Source organism: Ramlibacter tataouinensis TTB310 (assembly GCF_000215705.1).
Taxonomy (GTDB): domain Bacteria; phylum Pseudomonadota; class Gammaproteobacteria; order Burkholderiales; family Burkholderiaceae_C; genus Ramlibacter; species Ramlibacter tataouinensis.
In genome coordinates this window covers 3432164-3452423 of record NC_015677.1, presented here as the reverse complement: position 1 = coordinate 3452423, position 20260 = coordinate 3432164, and the positions used below count along the sequence as shown (strand labels likewise).

23 protein-coding genes are annotated in these 20260 nt (G+C 69.6%); 17 read left to right on the top strand and 6 right to left on the bottom strand.

Translation table 11 applies throughout. From position 1 onward, the window contains the following. Positions 1–62: 62 nt before the first annotated feature. The 3 genes from RTA_RS16570 (at position 63) to RTA_RS21045 (ending at position 2475) form a co-directional block, all read left to right on the top strand. Positions 63–956 (top strand): LysR family transcriptional regulator, encoded by an 894-nt coding sequence (locus tag RTA_RS16570; protein WP_013902586.1) that lies wholly within the window; start codon positions 63–65, stop codon positions 954–956. A 26-nt stretch (positions 957–982) separates the two neighbouring features. Beyond that, positions 983–2128 (top strand): alpha/beta hydrolase family protein, encoded by a 1146-nt coding sequence (locus RTA_RS16565; protein WP_013902585.1) that lies wholly within the window; start codon positions 983–985, stop codon positions 2126–2128. Between the two features lie 197 nt (positions 2129–2325). Then, complete coding sequence (locus tag RTA_RS21045; protein ID WP_158307850.1) at positions 2326–2475, top strand: hypothetical protein; 150 nt, start codon at positions 2326–2328, stop codon at positions 2473–2475. On the opposite strand, the gene RTA_RS16560 is transcribed toward RTA_RS21045, so the two are convergent. The 4 genes from RTA_RS16560 to xdhA all read right to left on the bottom strand — a co-directional run bounded on the left by RTA_RS16560 (position 2429) and on the right by xdhA (position 8293). Then, the gene (locus RTA_RS16560; protein WP_013902584.1) at positions 2429–3280 is read right to left on the bottom strand and encodes a glycosyltransferase; all 852 of its coding nucleotides are present in this window, start codon (positions 3278–3280) and stop codon (positions 2429–2431) included. The two genes, RTA_RS21045 and RTA_RS16560, sit on opposite strands and share 47 nt — an antisense overlap. Before the next feature lie 177 nt (positions 3281–3457). Next, complete coding sequence (locus tag RTA_RS16555) at positions 3458–4348, bottom strand: DUF3014 domain-containing protein (protein ID WP_049871321.1); 891 nt, start codon at positions 4346–4348, stop codon at positions 3458–3460. A gap of 31 nt (positions 4349–4379) precedes the next feature. Then, a complete protein-coding gene (gene xdhB, locus RTA_RS16550) occupies positions 4380–6797 on the bottom strand; it encodes a xanthine dehydrogenase molybdopterin binding subunit (protein ID WP_013902582.1) in 2418 nt (805 codons plus the stop codon). Continuing rightward, the gene (xdhA, locus tag RTA_RS16545; protein WP_013902581.1) at positions 6794–8293 is read right to left on the bottom strand and encodes a xanthine dehydrogenase small subunit; all 1500 of its coding nucleotides are present in this window, start codon (positions 8291–8293) and stop codon (positions 6794–6796) included. Before xdhA ends, xdhB begins: the two co-directional genes overlap by 4 nt. Before the next feature lie 65 nt (positions 8294–8358). Here xdhA and RTA_RS16540 point away from each other — a divergent pair, with 65 nt between their 5' ends. Genes RTA_RS16540 through RTA_RS16525 form a run of 4 tightly spaced genes read left to right on the top strand, consistent with a single transcriptional unit; the run spans position 8359 to position 13098 of the window. Continuing rightward, positions 8359–9894 (top strand): ABC transporter ATP-binding protein, encoded by a 1536-nt coding sequence (locus RTA_RS16540; protein ID WP_013902580.1) that lies wholly within the window; start codon positions 8359–8361, stop codon positions 9892–9894. After that, on the top strand, positions 9887–10957 hold the full coding sequence (locus RTA_RS16535; protein ID WP_013902579.1) for an ABC transporter permease: 1071 nt from the start codon (positions 9887–9889) through the stop codon (positions 10955–10957). The genes RTA_RS16540 and RTA_RS16535 overlap by 8 nt, the downstream gene beginning before the upstream one ends. Continuing rightward, positions 10957–11877, top strand: a complete 921-nt coding sequence (locus tag RTA_RS16530) for an ABC transporter permease (protein WP_013902578.1) — start codon at positions 10957–10959, stop codon at positions 11875–11877. The genes RTA_RS16535 and RTA_RS16530 overlap by 1 nt, the downstream gene beginning before the upstream one ends. 42 nt (positions 11878–11919) lie before the next feature. Beyond that, on the top strand, positions 11920–13098 hold the full coding sequence (locus RTA_RS16525) for a BMP family ABC transporter substrate-binding protein (RefSeq protein WP_013902577.1): 1179 nt from the start codon (positions 11920–11922) through the stop codon (positions 13096–13098). Positions 13099–13140: 42 nt separating this feature from the next. Here the strand turns inward: RTA_RS16525 and RTA_RS16520 are convergent, their stop codons facing one another. Together RTA_RS16520 and RTA_RS16515 are read right to left on the bottom strand one after the other, a co-directional pair. After that, a complete protein-coding gene (locus RTA_RS16520; RefSeq protein WP_013902576.1) occupies positions 13141–14073 on the bottom strand; it encodes a DMT family transporter in 933 nt (310 codons plus the stop codon). Positions 14074–14099: 26 nt separating this feature from the next. After that, positions 14100–14405: a helix-turn-helix domain-containing protein gene (locus tag RTA_RS16515; protein WP_013902575.1), complete on the bottom strand. Its 306-nt coding sequence runs from the start codon at positions 14403–14405 to the stop codon at positions 14100–14102. A gap of 67 nt (positions 14406–14472) precedes the next feature. Here RTA_RS16515 and RTA_RS16510 point away from each other — a divergent pair, with 67 nt between their 5' ends. The 10 genes from RTA_RS16510 to RTA_RS16475 all read left to right on the top strand — a co-directional run bounded on the left by RTA_RS16510 (position 14473) and on the right by RTA_RS16475 (position 20243). Continuing rightward, positions 14473–14724 (top strand): hypothetical protein, encoded by a 252-nt coding sequence (locus RTA_RS16510; RefSeq protein ID WP_041675674.1) that lies wholly within the window; start codon positions 14473–14475, stop codon positions 14722–14724. Between the two features lie 31 nt (positions 14725–14755). Further along, entirely contained in the window at positions 14756–15208 is a 453-nt protein-coding gene (locus tag RTA_RS16505; RefSeq protein ID WP_013902574.1) for a GNAT family N-acetyltransferase, read from the top strand. Further along, positions 15135–15476, top strand: coding sequence for a DUF6714 family protein (locus tag RTA_RS21470; RefSeq protein ID WP_353511638.1), 342 nt, complete (start codon positions 15135–15137; stop codon positions 15474–15476). Before RTA_RS16505 ends, RTA_RS21470 begins: the two co-directional genes overlap by 74 nt. Next, positions 15395–15847: a DUF4256 domain-containing protein gene (locus RTA_RS16500; protein ID WP_081466305.1), complete on the top strand. Its 453-nt coding sequence runs from the start codon at positions 15395–15397 to the stop codon at positions 15845–15847. The genes RTA_RS21470 and RTA_RS16500 overlap by 82 nt, the downstream gene beginning before the upstream one ends. A gap of 33 nt (positions 15848–15880) precedes the next feature. Further along, positions 15881–16288, top strand: coding sequence for a DUF1428 domain-containing protein (locus RTA_RS16495; RefSeq protein ID WP_013902572.1), 408 nt, complete (start codon positions 15881–15883; stop codon positions 16286–16288). Between the two features lie 89 nt (positions 16289–16377). Next, positions 16378–16725, top strand: a complete 348-nt coding sequence (locus tag RTA_RS16490) for a hypothetical protein (RefSeq protein WP_013902571.1) — start codon at positions 16378–16380, stop codon at positions 16723–16725. 198 nt (positions 16726–16923) lie between these two features. Continuing rightward, entirely contained in the window at positions 16924–17166 is a 243-nt protein-coding gene (locus RTA_RS20435; protein ID WP_013902570.1) for a DUF1653 domain-containing protein, read from the top strand. 381 nt (positions 17167–17547) lie between these two features. Continuing rightward, positions 17548–17976, top strand: a complete 429-nt coding sequence (locus tag RTA_RS16485; RefSeq protein ID WP_013902568.1) for a VOC family protein — start codon at positions 17548–17550, stop codon at positions 17974–17976. Positions 17977–18160: 184 nt separating this feature from the next. After that, complete coding sequence (locus RTA_RS19940; RefSeq protein WP_013902567.1) at positions 18161–19156, top strand: glycosyltransferase family 2 protein; 996 nt, start codon at positions 18161–18163, stop codon at positions 19154–19156. 46 nt (positions 19157–19202) lie between these two features. Further along, on the top strand, positions 19203–20243 hold the full coding sequence (locus RTA_RS16475) for an adenosine deaminase (RefSeq protein WP_041676530.1): 1041 nt from the start codon (positions 19203–19205) through the stop codon (positions 20241–20243). Positions 20244–20260: the final 17 nt, after the last annotated feature.

Sequence of the window (20260 nt, the reverse complement as noted above, 5' to 3'; positions counted from 1 at the left end):
GCAGTGTGACCGCGCGCGCGTCATCCAACAATAAAATGACGTGACTAAGTGACATAAGTGGCATGCATATCAACCAGGTCGACCTGAACCTGCTGCGGCTGTTCGACGCGGTCTACCGCATGCGCAGCGTCAGCCGCGCCGCCGAGCAGCTGCGGCTGACCCAGCCCGCGGCCAGCCAGGGCCTGACGCGGCTGCGCGGCCTGCTGGGCGACCCCTTGTTCATGCGCGCGCCCGGCGGCGTGCAGCCCACACCGCGCGCCGACCGGCTGGCCGAGCCGGTGCGGCAGGCCCTGGCGGCCCTGGAGCAGGCGCTGGGCGACTCCGCCGCGTTCGACCCGCTGCGCTCGCGCCGCACCTTCCAGCTGCACATGAGCGACATCGGCGAGGCGCGCTTCCTGCCCGAGCTGGTGACGGCCCTGCGCGAGCGCGCGCCCGGCGCCCGCGTGGAGACGCGGCCGCTGCCGCGCGAGCAGATCACCACGGCGCTGGACAGCGGCCGCATCGACTTCGCCTTCGGTTTCCTGCCCATGCTGCGCGACACCCAGCGCATCCAGCTGCTGGACGACCGCTACGTGCTGCTGCTGCGCCGCGGCCATCCGTTCGCGGCGCGGCGGCGCACCGGGCGCGCGCTGCTGGGCGCCTTGCGCGAGCTGGAGTTCGTGGCCGTGCGCGCGCATGCCGACACCCGCCGCATCCTGGAGCTGCTGCAGCTGGAGGAACGCCTGCGCCTGGTGACCGAGCACTTCCTGGCCTTGCCCTCGCTGGTGCGCGCGAGCGACCTGGCGGCCGTGGTGCCGCGCAACATCGCCCAGGGGTTCGGTACCGGCTACGCCATCGTCGAGCCGCCATTCCCCCTGCGCGACTTCACGGTGTCGCTGCACTGGAGCCGGCGCTTCGAGGCCGACCCCGGGCACCGCTGGATGCGCGAGCTGGTGGGCGAGCTGTTCTGCCGCTGAAAGGCAGGCACTGGCACACTGCCCGCATGTCCGCGCCCCCGCTCCAACTCGCCGCCATCGACGTCAAGCCCGGCGCCGCCCTGGAGAGCCAGTCCGGCCTGGCGCTGCTGCGGCCGCGCATCTGGGGCGCCTGGATGCAGCCGCCCGGGCCCCGGAAGGTGGCGGCCATCGTGATGCACCCCACCAGCAACTTCATGGGGCATTACCTGATCGAGCCGCTGGCCGCGCGCGGCGTCGCCTGCATGGGCCTGAACACGCGTTATGCCGGCAACGACACCCTGCTGCTGATGGAGCGGGCCATCCAGGACCTGGGCGCCGGCGTCAGGTTCCTGCAGGCGCAGGGCTACGACAAGGTGGTGCTGGTCGGCAACTCGGGCGGCGCGGCCCTGGCCGCGCTGTACCAGGCCCAGGCCGAGCGGCTGGACATCGAGACCCTGCCGGACGGCGACCCGGCCGGCCTAGTGCCCTCGGACCTGCCGCCGGTGGCGGGCATCGCCCTGTGCGGCGCGCACGAGGGCCGCTCGCGCCTGATGCGCCGCTGGATCGACCCGTCGGTGACCGACGAGCACGACCCGCTCTCGCGCGATCCGGCGCTGGACATGTACGAGCCGGCCAACGGCCCGCCCTACGGCGCGGACTTCCTGGCGCGCTTCGAGGCCGCGCAGCGCTCGCGCCTGGAGCGCATCGACCAGTGGGTGGGTGACCGCCTGGCGCGGCTGCGAAGCCTGCGCGAGCCCGGCAGCCCGCGCGACCAGACCTTCCTGATCCACCGCACGCATGCCGACCCGCGCTGCCTGGACCTCTCGCTGGATACCAACGACCGCGACGTGGGCAGCGTCTGGGGCGCAGGCGCGGCCGGCGCCCGCGCGGTGAACTACGCCGCCAGCCAGATGGGCCGCATCACCTCGCTCACGGCCTTTTTGTCGCAGTGGTCGCCGCGCAGCCGCGCCGACGGTCCGGCCAACCTGGCGCGCACCTCGGTGCCGCTGCTGCTGTTCACCTACACCGCCGACCGCTCCACCTTCCCCAGCACACGCGACGCCTGGCTGGCGGCGGGCGGCGACCGCATCCGCAACGTCGACGTGAAGGGCGGCAACCACTACCTGGCCGGCCAGCCGCAGCTGGTGGCGCAGGTGGCCGACGAGATGGCCGCGTGGATGCTGGCGCGCTGAGACGCCGGTGTCCCTGCATGAGCTTGCGGCGCGCGAGCGTCACCGTGGGCGGATGAGCTTATGTCTGGGGCCGTACGGTTGTCTTGTTTGTCTTACACGTCATCGCGACTGTCTGACAAACCCGTTTACAAACGACGACAAATTGAAGAGGCTCCTTCGCACGCGCTGCCTCAGGCATACCGCCGACGATGCAGCCCATGAAGATCATCAACCTGCTCCATCTGACGTTCGCCCGGGCGTTCTACCACTGGGCGCTGCGGGAGATCGACCCGCTCCACCCCGACGTGCCGCGCATCCTGCTCAAGCGCCAGGAGCTGGACGATAAGGCGCAGCGGATGTGGGCCTGAGCGGCTGGCGCAGCCAGTGCCGGTACAGGCGGAACATCTGCCGCTGCGCCGGTGAGGTGCGGCCCTGCAGGCTGCGCAGCCAGTGGCGCCCCAGCGCCCGCGGATGCCAGGGCTTGACCGGCCCGATGAAGTGCACCACCTTGACCGGCTTGGCGCCGTCCCCGCCCGGCTGCGTCGGCAGCGCGTAACCGCGGTCCAGGTAGTCGTCCAGCAGGCTGTCGAACACGTTGTAGCCCTCGTCCAGCTGCAGGCCGCTGGAGGGCCAGCCCGGGGCCCAGGCGTTGATCAGGTCCTGGTCGCCGATCGCCTGGTTGCCGGCCTGGGCCGCCGTGGCCAGCGCATTGTCCAGGCGGTTGCCGATGGCCCGGGGCAGGTCCGCGTCGGGTTCGATCACCATCAACCCGGAATTGAGCCGATCCCAGTCCGGATGGACCAGGCGTCCCGCCGGCACGGCCGACAGGTGCGGCCGCTCGAACAGCTCATCCAGGGAAGACAACACCAGCATGTCGCTGTCCAGGTAGACCAGCTTGCTGTAGTGCGCCAGGCCGAACAGGTGCAGCTTGTCGAAGGTGCGGCCCCAGTGGTGGCCATTCTGCTCCATGGTGCGCGGCACCGGCGAGGCGGCCGGCAGCCGCACCGTTGGCAGCTGCGCCTGGCGCAGTACCTCGTCGCACTCGGCGGGCAGCGAGGCCGACAGGCCCACCACCAGCGGATGGGGCGTGCCGGTGGCCCGCAGCGATTTCGCCAGGCACAGCACGCCCGGCAGGTAGTCGGCGGTGCTCAACAAGGTGACATAGGCCTTCATGGACGCTCCGGTGAGTCGGCACGCATGAGCAACATGCCTGTGCAGCTGACCGACGCATCGTCGGGTTGGGCCCGCTCAGCCCATGTATGAAGACGTATGAAGGTCTACCGTCTGTGCGCAGGCTCCTGGGGGATTGCTACCCGGCGGTTACCTGGCCTTGCGACTTGGTGCCGACGCTCAGCGCGATACGCCCTGTTCGGCGCTGCCGGCCACCAGGGCGCGGCGGAAGGCGCCCAGCTTGTCCTTGAGCCGCTGCTGGTGGTCCGTGCCCATCCGCACCATGATCTTCTGCCCGGCCGGCAGCGCCTGCAGGCGCGCGTCGGTGAACTCGTAGCGGACCCAGGGGCGCTCCGGCTCCAGCGGGCCTTTCACCTCGGTCAGCTGCACGCCGATGGGCTCCACCGGCTCCGGCGAGGCCAGCAGCAGGTCGATCACCTCGACCAGCCGGTCGTTGAAGTGGCGGTCGCCGAAACCCAGCTCGCGGTAGGCCTGCTGGAACAAGGGGTAGGCCGCGCGGTAGAGCCCGACGGTGCGCTCCACGTCGAGCGACTCGATCCAGGCCACGAAGGGTGCGTAGCGCTCGGCGTTGCCCTGCGCGATCACGGCCTGGCCTTCGGCCGGCGCGGGGCTGAACCGCCCGGGCGTGGGCAGCACGGGCCAGCTGGCCGGCGCGGCATGCTCGCGGCCCAGGCTGTCGACGGTGGCGACGAAGCGGCTCGGCAGGTCGCCCGCCTGCAGGAAGGCCAGGCCCCGGCGGCCCAGCAGCTCGCGCAGCGCGGCGGCGAAGTCCCGCGGCGGCGCCGAAGGCGCGGCGGGCAAGGGGTAGCGGATCGCCGTGTCCGGCAGCGTCGGGCTGCCGGCCTCGGTGCCCGGCGGCTCGGCGGGCGCCTCCGCCGCCTGCGGGGGCTGCGGCGCCGGGCCGATCACGGGCCGCAGCAGCCAGAGCAGGGCTGGCACAGCCACCAGCAGGCCCAGCACCAGCACCCAGGTCCAGGTGCGGCGGTCATGGGGGTGCAGCCCAGGCTGGTGTGCGGGCGGCCTGAACGTCAGTTCGTCGTAGGCGGTCATGGGCGCATGGTGCGCATGCACGAAGGCAAGATCAACCCGGGGTTGTCCCGGACGCCGGCCCGTCGCCCAAGGCCCGCAGCACCTGCTCGGCAGTTGCCGGTGCCGCCAGGGCGCGGGGCTCGCCGCCGCCGGCCGCCACCGCGTCGCGGATCGCCTCCCACACGCTGATCGCCAGCATGAAGGGGGGCTCGCCCACCGCCTTGCTGCGGCCCACGTTGTCCTCGGGGTTGGGCTCGGGCCAGAGCTCGACCTGCCAGCGCGCCGGCAGGTCGCCGGTGGCGGGGATCTTGTAGGTGCTGGGCGCATGCGTCGCCAGCTCGCCCCTGGCGTTCCACACCAGCTGCTCGGTGGTCAGCCAGCCCATGCCCTGGATGAAGCCGCCCTCGATCTGGCCAATGTCCAGGGCCGGGTTGATGCTGTGGCCCACGTCGTGCAGGATGTCCACCGCCAGCACCCGGCTCTCGCCGGTCAGCGCGTCGATCGCCACCTCGCTGCAGGCGGCGCCGTAGCTGAAGTAGTAGAACGGCCGGCCGGTGAGCGTCACCTTGTCGTAGTGGATCTTGGGCGTGCGGTAGAAGCCGTCGCTCCACAGCTGGATGCGGTTGGCGTAGGCCAGCTTGACCACCTGGTCGAAGCTGCGCGTCTGCTTGGGCGAGACCACCTGGCCGGCCTGGAAGCTCACCGCGCCGGCCCCGCAGCCATCCAGCCCGGCGACGAAGGCCGCCAGGTTGCCCTTGATGTTTCGCGCCGCGAACTGCGCCGCGCGGCCGTTCAGGTCGGTGCCGCTGGAGGCGGCGGTGGCCGAGGCGTTGGGCACCTTGCCGGTCTCGGTCGCGGTGACGCGCACCCGCTCGAACGGCACGCCCAGCTCGTCGGCGACCAGCTGCATGATCTTGGTGTGCAGGCCCTGGCCCATCTCGGTGCCGCCGTGGTTGAGCTGCACGCTGCCGTCGGTGAACACGTGCACCAGGGCGCCGGCCTGGTTGAAGAAGGTGGCGGTGAAGCTGATGCCGAACTTGACCGGCGTGATGGCGATGCCGCGCTTGATGACGGAGCTGCCGGCGTTCCAGGCCGCGATGGCCTGCCGGCGGCGGCGGTACTGGGAGGACTGCTCCAGCCGGGACAGCAGCGGCTGCAGGATGTTGTCCTCCACCTTCATCCGGTAGTGCGTGACGTCGCGCCCGTCGCCCGCGCCGTAGAGGTTGCGCATACGCACGTCCAGCGGGTCCAGCGCCAGGTGCCGGGCGATGTCGCCCAGGATGGCCTCGATCAGGATCACGCCCTGTGGCCCGCCGAAGCCGCGGAAGGCGGTGTGGCTCTGCACGTTGGTCCTGCAGCGGTAGGACGCGATCTCCACGTCGGACAGGAAATAGGCGTTGTCGGTGTGGAAGATGGCGCGGTCGGCCACCGGGCCCGACAGGTCGGCCGAGAAGCCGCAGTTGGCCAGCATGGCCAGCTTGAGCCCGGTGATGCGGCCGCCGCCGTCGAAGCCCACCTCCCAGTCGTAGGCGAAGGGGTGGCGCTTGCCCGTCACCATGAAGTCGTCGTCGCGGTCCAGCCGCAGCTTGACCGGGCGGCGCAGCTTGCGCGCCGCCAGCGCCGCCCATACGGCCATGTGGCCGGCCTGGGTCTCCTTGCCGCCGAAGCCGCCGCCCATGCGCCGGCATTCCACCGTGACGGCGTTGTTCTCCAGGCCCAGCGCATGCGCCACCCAGTGCTGGACCTCGCCCGGGTGCTGGGTGCTGGAGTGGATGTGCCACTGGTCCTGCTCCAGCGGGATGGCGTAGGCCACCTGGCCTTCCAGGTAGAAGTGTTCCTGGCCGCCCACCTCCAGCCGGCCGGACAGCCGGTGCGGCGAGCGCGCCAGCGCCGCCTCGGGCTCGCCGCGGCGCACGGTCACCGGCGGCAGCACGTAGCTGCGCGCCGCATGGGCCTGGCGCACGTCCAGCACGGCCGGCAGCGCCTCGATGTCCAGCCGGACCTGGCGTGCCGCGCGGCGCGCCTCCATCACCGACTCGGCCACCACCAGGCCGATGACCTGGCCCGCGTGCTGCACGGTGTCCCGCGCGAAGATGGGTTCGTCGTGCACGAAGGTGGCCAGCACCGGGTCGCCGGGGATGTCGGCCGCCAGCACCACGCCGCGCACGCCGGGCAGCTGCAGCGCCGCCCGGGCATCGACACTGCGCAGCCGGCCGTGCGCCACCGGCGACAGGATGGGCGCCGCATGCAGTGTGCCCTTGAGCTCGGGGAGGTCGTCGATGTAGGTGGCCAGTCCGGCCACCTGCGCGCGGGCGCTCTCGTGCGGGCGCGAGCTGCCGACGGCCGGCGCCGGGCTGGCCGGTGCGTGCGGCGACTGCGTGGCGGGCGCCAGGTTGCGCTCGCCGGCATCGGCCGGACCGGCGGGCCCGCCGCCGGAGGCGGAGGTGAATTCCTTCTCGCGGGCATTCATCCGGTGACCTCCTGCAGCCGCAGGCTCTCCAGGTTGATGCCGGCCTGGCCCTGGCTCTCCAGCCAGAGGCGCCGCATCAGGTTGCCCAGCACCTGCCGGCGGTAGTCCGCCGAGGCGCGCATGTCGCTGATGGGCTGGAACTCCGCGCGCAGGCTGGCCGCGGCTTCCAGGGCCGCCTGCTCGGTCCAGCCCTTGTCCAGCAGCAGGGCTTCGGTGCGCCGGGCGCGCGCCGGGGTGGCGGCCACGCCGCCGGCGCCTATGCCCACCTGCCTGATGGTGTTGTGCGCGTCGAGCACCAGCCGCACCACCAGGCACACGGCCGAGATGTCGTCGTCGAAGCGCTTGCTGATCTTGTAGGCGCGCAGGAATTCGCCGGCCGCCGGCACAGGCACAAGGATGCGCGCGACCACCTCGTCCGGCGCCAGCACGGTCTGCCGGTAGCCGGTGTAGAAGTCCTCCAATGCCAGCTCGCGCTCGCCGCGCCTGCTGGCCAGGACCAGGCGGGCGCCCAGCGCGATCAGCAGCGGCATCGAATCGCCGATGGGCGAGCCGTTGGCGATGTTGCCGCCCAGGGTGCCGGAATTGCGCACCGGCAGGCCTGCGAAGCGCTCGCCGAAGGCCTTGAGCTGCGGCCGCTGGGCGACCAGCGCGGCAAAGGCGTCGGTGAGCGTGACGGCCGCGCCGATGGCCAGGCCGCCGTCCGCCACGCGGGCGATGCGGCGCAGTTCCTCCACCCGGGTGAGGTCCAGTACCTGGCCGAACCGCAGGTGCCGCTTGGTCACCCACAGGCCCACGTCGGTGCAGCCGGCCACCAGCTGGGCCTGGGGATGGGCGGCGCGCAGCGAAAGCAGGCTGTCGAGCCGCTCGGGGCTCCAGTACGCGGCACCGGCTGAAGCCGTATCCTCGACAGCCGCCGGGTGGATGGCCTGCAGTTGCGCGGCCAGCCGCTGTTCGTCCACCCGCACTGCCGGCAGCTGCGCCATCTGCTGGGCCGCGTCCAGGATGGGCCGGTAGCCGGTGCAGCGGCACAGGTTGCCCGACAGCTCGGCCTGGGCCAGCTCGCGGGTGACCGGGCGGCCCTGGCAGACATGGTTCTGGTACATGCCGAACAGGCTCATCACGAAGCCGGGCGTGCAGAAGCCGCACTGCGAGCCATGGCAGCGCACCAGGGCCTCCTGCGCCGGATGCAGCGTGCCGTCGGCCGCCTGCAGGTCCTCCACCGTCCACAGCGCCAGGCCGTCCACCGAATGGGCCAGGCGGATGCAGCTGTTGATGGCCTTGTAGCGCAGGCCCCCGGGACCGTGGCTCGCCTGCGGCTCGGCGGGCTCGGCCACCACCACGGTGCAGGCGCCGCAGTCGCCTTCGCCGCAGCCTTCCTTGGTGCCGGTGGCGCCCAGGTCCTCGCGCAGCAGCTCCAGCAGGGTGCGGTCGGGTGGTACATTGCCCGCCGACACCACCTCGCCGCGGCGGATGAATCGAATCGTTCTGGCTTCCATGGGAGTCAGTATCGGTCAATCCCGCGCGGGGACAACCCGGCAAGCCATCCACATTCCGTGCCCGCGTGACACCGCCCCGCCTGCAACTGGCCCGCATCACCAAGCGCTATCCGGCGGTGGTGGCCAACGACGACGTTTCGCTCACCGTGCTGCCGGGCCAGACCCACGCCGTGCTGGGCGAGAACGGCGCCGGCAAGTCCACGCTGATGAAGATCATCTACGGCAGCGTCAAGCCCGACGCCGGGCAGCTGCTGTGGAACGGCCGCCCGGTCACGGTGCAGGGACCGCAGGAGGCGAGGGCGCTGGGCATCAGCATGGTGTTCCAGCACTTCAGCCTGTTCGACACGCTCACGGTGGCCGAGAACGTCTGGCTGGGCCTCAATAAGCGCCTGTCGCTGGCCGAGGTGACGCAGCGCATCCAGGCCAAGGCGGCCGAGTACGGGCTGGACGTGGACCCCGGCCGGCCGGTGCACACCCTGTCGGTGGGGCAGATGCAGCGGGTGGAGATCATCCGCGCGCTGCTGACCGACCCGCAGCTGTTGATCCTGGACGAGCCGACCTCGGTGCTGACCCCCCAGGCCGTTGACAAGCTGTTCGTGGTGCTGCGCCGGCTGGCGGCGCAGGGCTGCAGCATCCTCTACATCAGCCACAAGCTGCACGAGATCCGGGCGCTGTGCGACGCCTGCACCGTGCTGCGCGCAGGCAAGGTGACGGGCGAGTGCGACCCGCGCCGTGAGAGCAACGCATCGCTGAGCCGCATGATGATCGGCGCCGAGCCGCCGCGGCTGCAGCACCGGCAGGCCCGCACCGGCGAGGCCGTGCTGCGGGTGCGGCAGCTGAGCCTGCCGCGCGACACGCCCTTCGGCACCGACCTGGAGGCCGTCTCGCTGGAGGTGCGCGCCGGCGAGGTGGTGGGCATCGCCGGCGTCTCGGGCAACGGACAGCGCGAGCTGCTGTATGCCCTGTCGGGCGAGGACACGCGCGCCCAGCCCGCCATGGTGCAGGTGGCCGGGCGCGACGCGGCCCGGCTGGGGCCGGCGCAGCGGCGCGCCCTGGGCCTGCACTTCGTGCCGGAGGAGCGGCTGGGCCGCGGCGCCGTGCCCACGCTGGGCCTGGCGCACAACCTGCTGCTCACGCGCACCGAGGCGGTGGCCGGCGGCGGCTGGATCCGCATGGGCGCGCTGCGTCAGCAGGCGCGCCAGGTGATCGAGCGCTTCAACGTGCGCGCCGGCGGGCCCGACGCGGCGGCGCGCTCGCTCTCGGGCGGCAACCTGCAGAAGTTCATCGTCGGCCGCGAGATCGCCGCCGACCCCAGGCTGCTGATCGTCTCGCAGCCGACCTGGGGCGTGGACGTGGGCGCGGCCGCGCAGATCTGCGCCGAGATCCTGCGGCTGCGCGACGCCGGCTGCGCCGTGCTGGTGGTCAGCGAGGAGCTGGAGGAGCTGTTCGAGATCAGCGACCGCCTGCACGTGATCGCCAAGGGGCGGCTGTCGCCCTCCATCGCCCGCGCCGACGCGAGCGTTGAACGGATGGGCGAATGGATGAGCGGCCTGTGGGACCGTCCGCACCAGGAAGCCGCCCAGGAGGCCGCCCGTGTTTAGGCTGGAGCCGCGCCCCCAGGCCTCGGCCTTCTGGAGCCTGGCCTCGCCGCTGCTGGCGCTGGCGGTCACGGTGGTGATCGGCACGCTGCTGTTCCTGGCGCTGGGCAAGGACCCGGTGCGCGGCCTGCAGGTCTTCTTCTGGGAGCCGGTCAAGACGCCCTATGCGCTGGGCGAGCTGATGGTCAAGGCCACGCCGCTGCTGCTGATCGCGCTGGGCCTGGCGGTGTGCTTCCGCTCCAACGTGTGGAACATCGGCGCCGAGGGCCAGTTCGTCATCGGCGCCATCTTCGCCGGCGGCGTGGCCCTGCTGGCCGGCAAGGACAGCAGCCGCTGGATCGTGCTGGCCATCCTGCTGGCCGGGCTGGCCGGCGGCATGCTGTGGGCCGGCGTCACGGCGCTGCTGCGCGACCGCTTCAACGCCAACGAGATCCTGGTCAGCCTGATGCTGGTGTACGTGGCCGAGCAGCTGCTGTTCTACCTGGTGTTCGGCCCGTGGAAGGACCCGGGCGGCTTCAACTTCCCGCAGACCCGCACCTTCGAGTCGGTCACGCAGGTCCCGCGCCTGATGCAGGGCTCGCGGGTGAGCATAGGGCTGCTGGTCGCCCTGGCGGGTGTGGCGGTGCTGTGGGTCTATCTGTTCCGCACGCGCGCCGGCTTCGCCCAGCAGGTGGGCGGGCTGGCGCCGGCGGCGGCCCGCTACGCCGGCTTCTCCTCGCGCCGCGCGCTGTGGACGGCGCTGCTGGTCTCGGGCGGCGCGGCCGGCGTGGCTGGCGCGCTGGAGGTGGCCGGGCCCATCGGCCAGCTCACGCCCTACGTGCCGGCGGGCTACGGCTTCGCCGCCATCATCGTGGCCTTCGTCGGGCGGCTGCACCCGGTGGGCATGGTGTTCTCGGCCATCCTCATGAGCATGTTCTACATCGGCGGCGAGCTGGCGCAGTCGCGCCTGGGCCTGCCCAAGTCGCTGACCGGCGTGTTCCAGGGCCTGCTGCTGTTCACGCTGCTGGCCTGCGACACCCTGCTGGCCTACCGCGTCCGCTGGGCCGCCCTGCCGAGGGCCGCCTGATGGAAAGCTACGCGCTGCTGCTGGCCGCCACGCTGAACGCGGGCACGGTGCTGGCCATCGCCGCCCTGGGGCTGCTGGTCAACGAGAAGGCGGGCATCGTCAACCTGGGGGCCGAAGGCATGATGCTGTGCGCCGCGCTGGCGGGCTTCGCCACCGTGGTGCACACCGGCAGCGACGCCCTGGGCTTCGTGGCCGGCGCGGCGGCCGGCGCGCTGCTGGCGGCGGTGTTCGGCCTGCTGGTGATCTGGCTCAACACCAACCAGTACGCCACGGGCCTGGCACTCAGCCTGTTCGGCGCCGGCTTCTCCGCCTTTGCCGGCACCGGCTACGTGCAGGCCAAGCTGCCCGAGCGGGCGCAGTTCTCCATCCCGGTGCTGGGCGACCTGCCGCTGGTGGGGCCGGCGCTGTTCCGCCAGCACCCCATGGTGTACGCGGCCATCGCGCTGGCGCTGGGGCTGGTGTGGTTCCTCTACCGCTCGCGCGCCGGCCTGGTGCTGCGGTCGGTGGGCGAATCGCCCGAGTCGGCCCATGCGCTGGGCTACCCGGTGCGGCGCATCCGGCTGCTGGCGGTGGTGGCGGGCGGCGCGCTGTGCGGCCTGGCCGGCGCCTACCTGGCGGTGATCTACACCCCGCTGTGGGTGGAGGGCATGGTGGCCGGCCGCGGCTGGATCGCGCTGGCGCTGACCACCTTCGCCACCTGGCGGCCGGCCCGCGTGCTGCTGGGCGCCTACCTGTTCGGCGGCGTGACCATGCTGCAGTTCCACCTGCAGGGCGCCGGGGTGGAGGTGGCCAGCCAGTTCCTGACCATGCTGCCCTACGTCGCCACCATCGTGGTGCTGGCGCTGATCTCGCGCAACCCGGCATGGATCCGGGTCAACATGCCGGCCTCGCTGGGGAAGCCCTTCCATCCCGGCTCATAATTTGCTCTTCCGTCGTTTTCCACCTTGCACTCAGAGGAACCCATGACCGACATCACGAAACGCTCGCTGCTGCAGGCCGCCGCCCTGTCCGCGCTGGCGGCCACCGCCCTGGTGGGCTGCGGCCGGTCCGAGCCGCCCGCGCCGGCTCCGGGCCAGGCGCCCACGGCCGCCGCCCCTGCCGCTCCCGCGCCGGCACCCGCGCCTCAGAAACTGAAGATCGCCTTCGCCTACGTCGGCCCGGTGGGCGACGGCGGCTGGACCTTCGCCCACGACAACGGCCGCAAGGCGGTGGAGAAGGAATTCGGCGACAAGGTCGAGACCAGCTTCGTCGAGAACGTGCCCGAGTCGGCCGACGCCGAGCGCGTTATCCGCGACATGGCCGCCAATGGCAACAAGCTGATCTTCGGCACCACCTTCGGCTACATGGAGCCCATGCTCAAGGTCGCGGGCGACCACAAGGACGTGCGGTTCGAGCACGCCACCGGCTACAAGACCGCCGACAACCTGCGCACCTACGACAGCCGCACCTATGAGGGCGCTTACATGGCCGGCGTGATCGCCGGCAAGATGAGCAAGACCGGCACGCTGGGCGTGGTCGGCTCCATCCCGATCCCCGAGGTGGTGCGCAACATCAACAGCTTCACGCTGGGGGCGCAGTCGGTGAACCCCAAGATCAAGACCCGCGTGGTCTGGGTGGGCAAGTGGTTCGACCCGCCCAAGGAGACCGAGGCCGCCACCTCGCTGATCAACGGCGGCGCCGACGTGCTGATGCAGAACACCGACTCCTCGGCCGTGCTGCAGACCGCCGAGAAGATGGGCAAGCGCGCCTTCGGCTGGGACAGCGACATGACGGCCTACGGCCCCAAGGCCCACCTGGGCTCGGCCGTCATCAACTGGGCGCCGTACTACACCAAGGCGGTGCGCGAGGCGCTGGACGGCAGCTGGAAGGGCGGCCAGCAGGCCTGGTGGGGCGTGAAGGAAGGCGCCATCGACATGGTGTCCGTCGCGGCCGACGTGCCGGAGGACACCAAGAAGCGCATCGACGAGGTCAGGGCCGGCCTGAAGGACGGCAGCTTCGCCATCTGGAAGGGCCCGATCAGGGACAACACCGGCAAGGAAGTGCTGGCCAAGGACCAGGTGGCCGACGACAAGTTCCTGGGCGGCGTCAACTTCTACGTCGCGGGCGTGGAAGGCAAAGTGCCGGGCGGGGAGAAGAAGTAAGTCGAAAGCTGCGCGTCCGGATCACGGCCGTCGCTTTCGTGTTCAGGCCTTACCGCCGTAGGCGAGCACGATGCCGCTCAGCACCAGCATCAGCCCAAGCAAGCTGGCCAAGGTGGGCTGTTCGCCGAGCAATACCGTGCCCAGGATCACCACCACGACCGGTGGAATCGTAGTGAACAGCGCAACCCGGCTGGCCGTGGTGAGGCCCAGCGCCAGAATCCACAAGTAGTTGCCGGCCGCGGCGGCGCCCAGCGACAGAAAACCCACGATTGCCCAGTCGCGGCCGCTAAAGTCGGCCGCCGCCTCGGCCACGGCACCCAGCGGCACCACGGCGATCAGCGACACGCAACCCGCCGCCATGGTGACCGACGTAACAGTGAGCGTGGAGTAGCGCAGCACGAAGGGCCGGCTGAGTGTGTTGAAGGCTGCACAGAGCCCTACGCAGGCCAGCATTAGCAGATCGCCTTTCCAAGCCTCGGCCGGCAGCTTCACTGCCGCATCGGTGATGAAGCTGCCGGCCAGCGTCACTGCCACACCGGCGGTTGCCACAGCGATGCCCGAAAGCTTCTGCCAGGTGATGCGCTCGAGGCGCAGCGCGGCCGCCGCCAGCAGAGTGGCCATCGGGATCAGCGGCAGGATCAGAGCGCCGTGGAGCGCGGTGGTGTACTTCAGCGATGCGCTGAACAGCCACGGATAGAGGCAATAGAACACCGCTCCCAGTAACCCCAGCGCCAGCGCGTCGCGGCTGGCTATGCGCTCGCGTCGCAGCCACAGCGCCGGCAGGAAGCACAGCCCGGCCGGGAAGTAGCGCAGGAAAGCGAGTTGCAGCGGGTCGATACGCGTTGCGATGTCGCGCGTGGCAATCACTGCCAGGCCGACCATCAGGCTGGCAAAGCCGGCAGCCAGCGCGCCCTTGGCTTCGCGCAGAGTGGACGACCGCGGTGCGGCGGCGAGAGACGACAATGATTTGCGCACGCGCGGGCTCCTCTGCTATGACTGGTTCATTCCTGCGGGGTCGCCCACCGCTGGTCGTGGCTGCACCTTTCCGTCACCGGCAAATCCTCCTCGACAAGGAAGCCGCGCAGCGGCACGCCGAAGAACTCGGCGATGCGTTTGACAAAACCGATGTTCGGGTTGACCTCCCCGTTGCGCCAGCGCTGGATGTTGCGCGGGTCGATCAGGGGCCCAGCGTACCCCTCGGACCTGTGCATCGCACGGCTCAAGGCCGCGGAGTCGTATCCGTTTTCAATCATGAGACGGTTGAACAGGTCCTTGTTAAACCGCAATTTTGAATCACGCTTAAGCATGTGAAACTCCCTTTTTCCAAAGCAGGCCTTAGGTGTGACAGGTTGGCCGAATGTACATAAACGCACGTTGCACGATTGGAATCATCAGCCCGAGCAGGGGCTCGCCCGGCTGCACTTGTTCTTTGCGTTGGGCTTTGGCGGCCACGGCCTCACCATGGCGACCTTCGGCGGCGCGCTGGCTGCTGAGATGGCTGTGGGTGAAAACCTGGGCTGCGCACCGTTCGACGCGCCGCTGCCCTTCCAGTGGCTCGGTCGGCCCGGCGCGAACTCCTTAAGGCTGCTGGGTTGGCTGTACAGGGCCCTGGACGCGATCGATTAGCATGCGCGGCATATCACCGCAGCAGGATGCCATGGCAAACGAACTCGCCGTCCGCCAAGCCACGATCCACGACGTGCCGGCGCTGGTGCCGCTGTTCGACGGCTATCGCCGGTTCTACAAGCGGCCGAGCGACCCGGCCGGTGCGCATGCCTTCCTGCTCGAGCGCTTCCAGCATGCCCAATCGGTGATCTTCCTGGCCTTCGACAACGAGCAGGCGTTGGGGTTCACCCAGCTGTACCCGAGCTTTTCCTCGGCCGCCATGGCGCGCATCTACATCCTCAACGACCTGTTCGTGCGTGAGGAGTCCCGAGGCATTGGCATTGGCAAGGCGCTGATGCAGGCTGCGGCGGAGTTCGCCAGGGCGGCTGGCGCGGTGCGGCTGACGCTCTCCACCGCCGTCACCAATACGCATGCTCAGGGCGTGTACGAATCTCTCGGCTGGAACCGCGACCAGCAGTTCTATGTCTATAACCTGGCGCTCTGAGCGCGCGCATGAGGGCACGGCAAGCGGCGCCCGTACCAGCTGCTTCCCAGCAATTCATATCGACGACAGGGTCTCGGACAGGTATCTCGAACACCACCACTGGGGCATCCCTCACCTCGATGCCGCTTCCTTTCGGCTCTACATGCCAGCATTGCTCGACTACTGCTTGCGTCACATCGATGAGGGATGCCATGGCCTTCGCTCCAGGCTCCTTGTTCGCCGCAGAAGCCATCGTGGCGCTGGAGGAGTGGTGGTGAGCCGGACGTGATTGGCCACGACAAGCAGACCGGGCTCTTCACGTTCTGCGATTGCTCCGCGGAGAGCCCGATGGGTCGCAGAAGTGTCTGCTACGACCGTGCAGTCCTGGATGCGCGCAAGGAGCACAAGCCGCAGGGCAGCGCGGTCGAACTGGCCGCCGAGATGGGCATCGACCTGTTGACGGAAGAACAGTACCGGGGGCTGCAGAAGCTGGGTGAGTTCGATGCGAAGACGTCCAGCTGGGTCAAGACCCCGCCGGATGTCCGCTCGCTGGGTGGCGCCCTCTTCTGCGACCGCCGCTATGGCAGGGTGTTCATGTACCACAACGGCGCCCAGTCGCACTATGCGGCGAGAGGCTTCCGCAGCTTGCACTCCCTGTGAGCTCGACGTGAAGCCTCGAACTGGAACTTCCCCATGAGCTACATCGACTGCTTTCTGGCGCCGGTACCGAGCGCCAACAGGTCCGAGTACGAGCTGCTTGCGAAGATCTCGGCCCAGGTCGTGAAGGAGCATGGGGCGCTGCGGGTCGTAGAGTGTTGGCTTGACGACGCGGGGCCGGATGCTTCGACGTACCATGGAGAAACAGCGCGCGGTGAACCTGGCGAGTACGGCAGCTTCATCGCTGCAGCCGGCGCCAAGCACGGCGAGACGGTGGTGATGTCCTGGATCGAGTGGCCCGACAAGGCGTCCAGGGACGCGGGCATGGAGAAGGTGACAAGCGACCCACGCATGCAGTTCGAGGGGAAGGCACCCGCATTCGATGGCTCGCGGCTCATAGCGGCAGGGTTCCTGCCCATGCTGGATGAGGCGCGTGGTGCCTAAGGGTTCGTCATGGCTGTGGGCTCCTCCTTCGCTTTGGTGAGCTCGGAAACCGGCATGTTCAATAGGCGCTCACCCAGGCATCGGATTTCATGAAGAGTCTGCCTCAGTCGGCTTCGGAGCTCAGAAACACGCTCCAGGCCATCTTCCCATCGCTACCGGCTGACTTCGCTTCGTCGGGGGAGTCGGTCTTCGCGGACGCCGGCCCTACCTACCATTCGGTCATGCGGGAGTTCGCGTACTTTTTCGCCAAGGACGTCGACCGGTTCACGGACCGGCAGCTGCGAAAGTTCGCCGAGCTCGTGGCAAGGGCTCTGGCCGCGCCTGGCGCGCTCGGGAATGCCATCGATACGTGCTTCCTGGAGCACGCGCGCCAGCTGAAGATCGACCAGCGGCTCGAGCCCTTCCTGTCCGCGGTGAGGAAAGAGGGCGGCAGGTGAGCACTGCGCCTGCGGCATCCCGCGAGGGCCTAATCGCCCTATACCAGGACTACCGAACGCTGACGGACTCGCTGTTCCAGGCTCTTGACTGCCGCAAGCTCGCCATAGAGACTGGCGCAGGCGAGTGGCCGGTTTATTGCAAGCAGATAGCGTAGGAATTGGAGAGAGCTGGCCGTATCTGCAGAGGCCCACGGCATCATGTCTGACCTTCCGCCACTGCCCGACACACCCCTTGGACGGTACCGCCACTATAAAGGTGGCGAGTACGAAGTACTCGGTGCAGCCCGCCACAGCGAGACCCTGGAGCCCCTGGTCCTCTACCGCCCGCTCTACAACGAGTCCGGTCTCTGGGTGCGCCCGCATGCCATGTTTTTTGAGCGAGTTGAAGTCGATGGGGCATGGCAGCCACGTTTCGCCCGTGTCGATGGGAGGGAAACGTGAGCTCCCGCAGATGGTTCGGCGAGCGCTGGCCAGGGCAGATGACGCGAGGACACTGGATAGTCGCCCTCGCCACGTCGGCGGCGTCCGCACTCTTGCTGTTGCTCCTGGTCATGTGGATGACTGGCGAGTCGTACGATCCCGCAGGCACGACGTCTGGGCATGGCGCCAGGTCGAGTTCTTTCCCATATCCGAAGAATCGGCGAAAGTGGCGCAGCAGGTGAGCTGGTGGCTGATCGCCGTCGGGGTTCTCCTGAGGTTGTTCTCCTCATGAATGCCGGTTCCTTCCAGCGTTTGCCGCCGATGAGCGCGCGCGCCGGCAAGGAGATCCACATGGTTCCGGACGGCAAAAACAAGTACAACGTCGCCTGAAGGAGCGACAGCATGGAAGCTCAGGAATTGCACCGTGGACGATTGATCGACCATCTCCAGCTGGTGGTGCGCGACCTCTCCGCCGCCCAGAGGTTCTACGCGGCCGTTTTCGATGTCCTGAATGTTCCGATCGGGGGAACCGGCGATGGATTCTTCTGGGCTGACGAATTGTTCGTCTCCACGCCCGGCAGCGAAGCGGCGCAAGGGGCGCTGACCGGGCGCCATCACCTGGCGTTCCAGGCGGAGAGCCGGGCCATGGTGGATGCGTTCTACCAAGCTGCCCTGGCCAACGGGGGCAAGGACAATGGCCCGCCCGGAGAGCGCGCTTACCATCCGGGCTACTACGCTGCCTTCGTCCTGGATCCCGACGGCAACAACATCGAAGCCGTCCACCATGGCGAAGCAAAACGCAGCGCGCCTTCCGTGCGCATCAGCTTCTAGCAGGGGCGCGCGGCCACTGAGTCCCAGGGTCACGCGAGCCCGGCGTCTCCAGCTCGGCCGTTAACAGTCACAAAAGAAACTCAAACCCAGCAGCCGGCGAATTGCTAACGTCGACCTGACGTCGATGAGCAACTGCGCCGACCGATACGCGCGAGCCCGACGCTCACCGCCACTGGGAGGCGCCATGAAGCTGAGCGTGATTCTTCCTTGCTACAACGGCGCGGCGACCCTCGCCGTGCAGCTGGAAGCGCTGTGCCGCCAGCATTGGCCGAATGGCTGGGAACTCATCGTCGCCAACAACGGCTCCACCGACGGCTCCATGGCCATCGTGGAGCGGTACCGCGAGCGGCTGCCGGCGCTGAAGATCGTCCAGGCGCACGTGCCCGGCACCCCGCGCTTCGGCGTGCCCCATTCCTACAACGTAGGCATCCAGGCCGCCACCGGCGACGCCTTCGTGTTCTGCGAGGCCGATGACGAGGTGGCGCCGGGCTGGCTGGCGGCCATGGGCGAGGCGCTGGCCCGGCACGACTTCGTGGCGGCCCGCCTGGACCACCGCAAGCTCAATCCCGAATGGCTGCATCCGCTGCAAGGGGAGGGCTACCAGTCCGAGCGGCTGTCGCAGATGAGGGGCTATCCCTACCTCGCGCATGCCAGCGGCTGCAGCTTCGGCCTGCGCCGCGCGGTCTACGAGCGGGTCGGTCCGCTGGACTCGCATTTCCCCTGCGTGCACGACACCGAGTACTCGTGGCGCGCGCAGTTGGCCGGCTACTCGCTGCACCTGGAACCCCGGGCCCTGGTCCACTACCGGGAGAAGGCCGGTCCCCTGGCCCGCTTCCGCCAGGGACGCGCCTGGGGCCGCGACTATGTGCGGCTGCTGCAGTACTACGGCGTCCCCGCTCAGGGACTCGAGCTGCCCAGGAAACTGCTGGCCGCCGGGCGACTGCTGCCAGAGGGCTTGCCCGCCTGGCTTGCTTCAGCACGGGGTGAGCCGAATGGCCGGCATGGGCTGGCGCAATGGTTCTGGAACATGGGCTGGTCGGTGGGCGAGCTGATGGCCGTGATGCGCGACCCGGTGGTGCCGCGGTCCAACGTGCTCGCGGTGGCCGCCGCCATCGCGGCCGCCAGCCGGGCCGGCGCCGCCGCGGAGCCGCGGGAGCAGCGCCTGCGTGGTTCCTCCTGAGGGCGACATCCGCCCGGGGCAGTCTGCTATCTTGCAGCCCGTGACCATGGACCACCTGCCCACCATCGCCCCCGACCGCCTGCCCGAGCTGCTGCGCCGCATGCCCAAGGCCGAGCTGCACATCCACATCGAAGGCTCGCTGGAGCCCGAGCTCATCTTCCAGCTGGCCCGGCGCAACGGCGTGTCGCTGCCGTACGCCAATGTGGAGGAGCTGCGCAAGGCCTATGCCTTCACCAATCTGCAGAGCTTCCTGGACATCTACTACGCCGGCGCCAGCGTGCTGCTGAAGGAGCAGGACTTCCACGACATGGCCTGGGCCTACCTGCGCCGCGCCCAGGCCGACAACGTGCTGCACGCCGAGATCTTCTTCGACCCGCAGACCCACACTGCCCGCGGCGTGTCCATGGAGACGGTGGTCCGCGGCCTGCATAGCGCCTGCGAACGGGCCCGCACCGAGCTGGGCGTGCAGGCCTCGCTGATCCTGTGCTTCCTGCGTCACCTGAGCGAGGCCGACGCCTTCGAGACGCTGGAGCAGGCGCTACCCTTGCGCGACCGGTTCATCGGCGTGGGCCTGGATTCGAGCGAGGTCGGCCACCCGCCCGAGAAGTTCGCCCGGGTCTTCGCCCGCTGCCGCGAGCTGGGGCTGCACATCGTGGCCCATGCCGGCGAGGAGGGCCCGCCCGCCTATGTCTGGCAGGCGCTGGACATCCTCAAGGCCGAGCGCATCGACCATGGCGTGCAGTCGCCCAAGGACCCGGCGCTGGTGAGGCGCCTGGCGCAGGACCGCATCCCGCTCACCGTGTGCCCGCTGTCCAACCTGAAGCTGTGCGTCTTTCCCCAGCTGGCCGACCACAACCTCGGCCGGCTGCTGGACGCCGGCCTGGTCGCTACCGTCAACTCGGACGACCCGGCCTACTTCGGCGGCTACCTGAACGACAACTTCATCCAGACCTTCGCCGCCACCGGCCTGACCGCGCCCCAGGCCTGGCAGCTGGCCAGGAACAGCTTCGAGGCCAGCTTCGTCGACGCCGCGGCCAAGCGCCGCTACGTCGAGCGGCTGGACGCGGCTTTCGCGTCCTTCGCCTGACCACGCCTCGCCCAGCC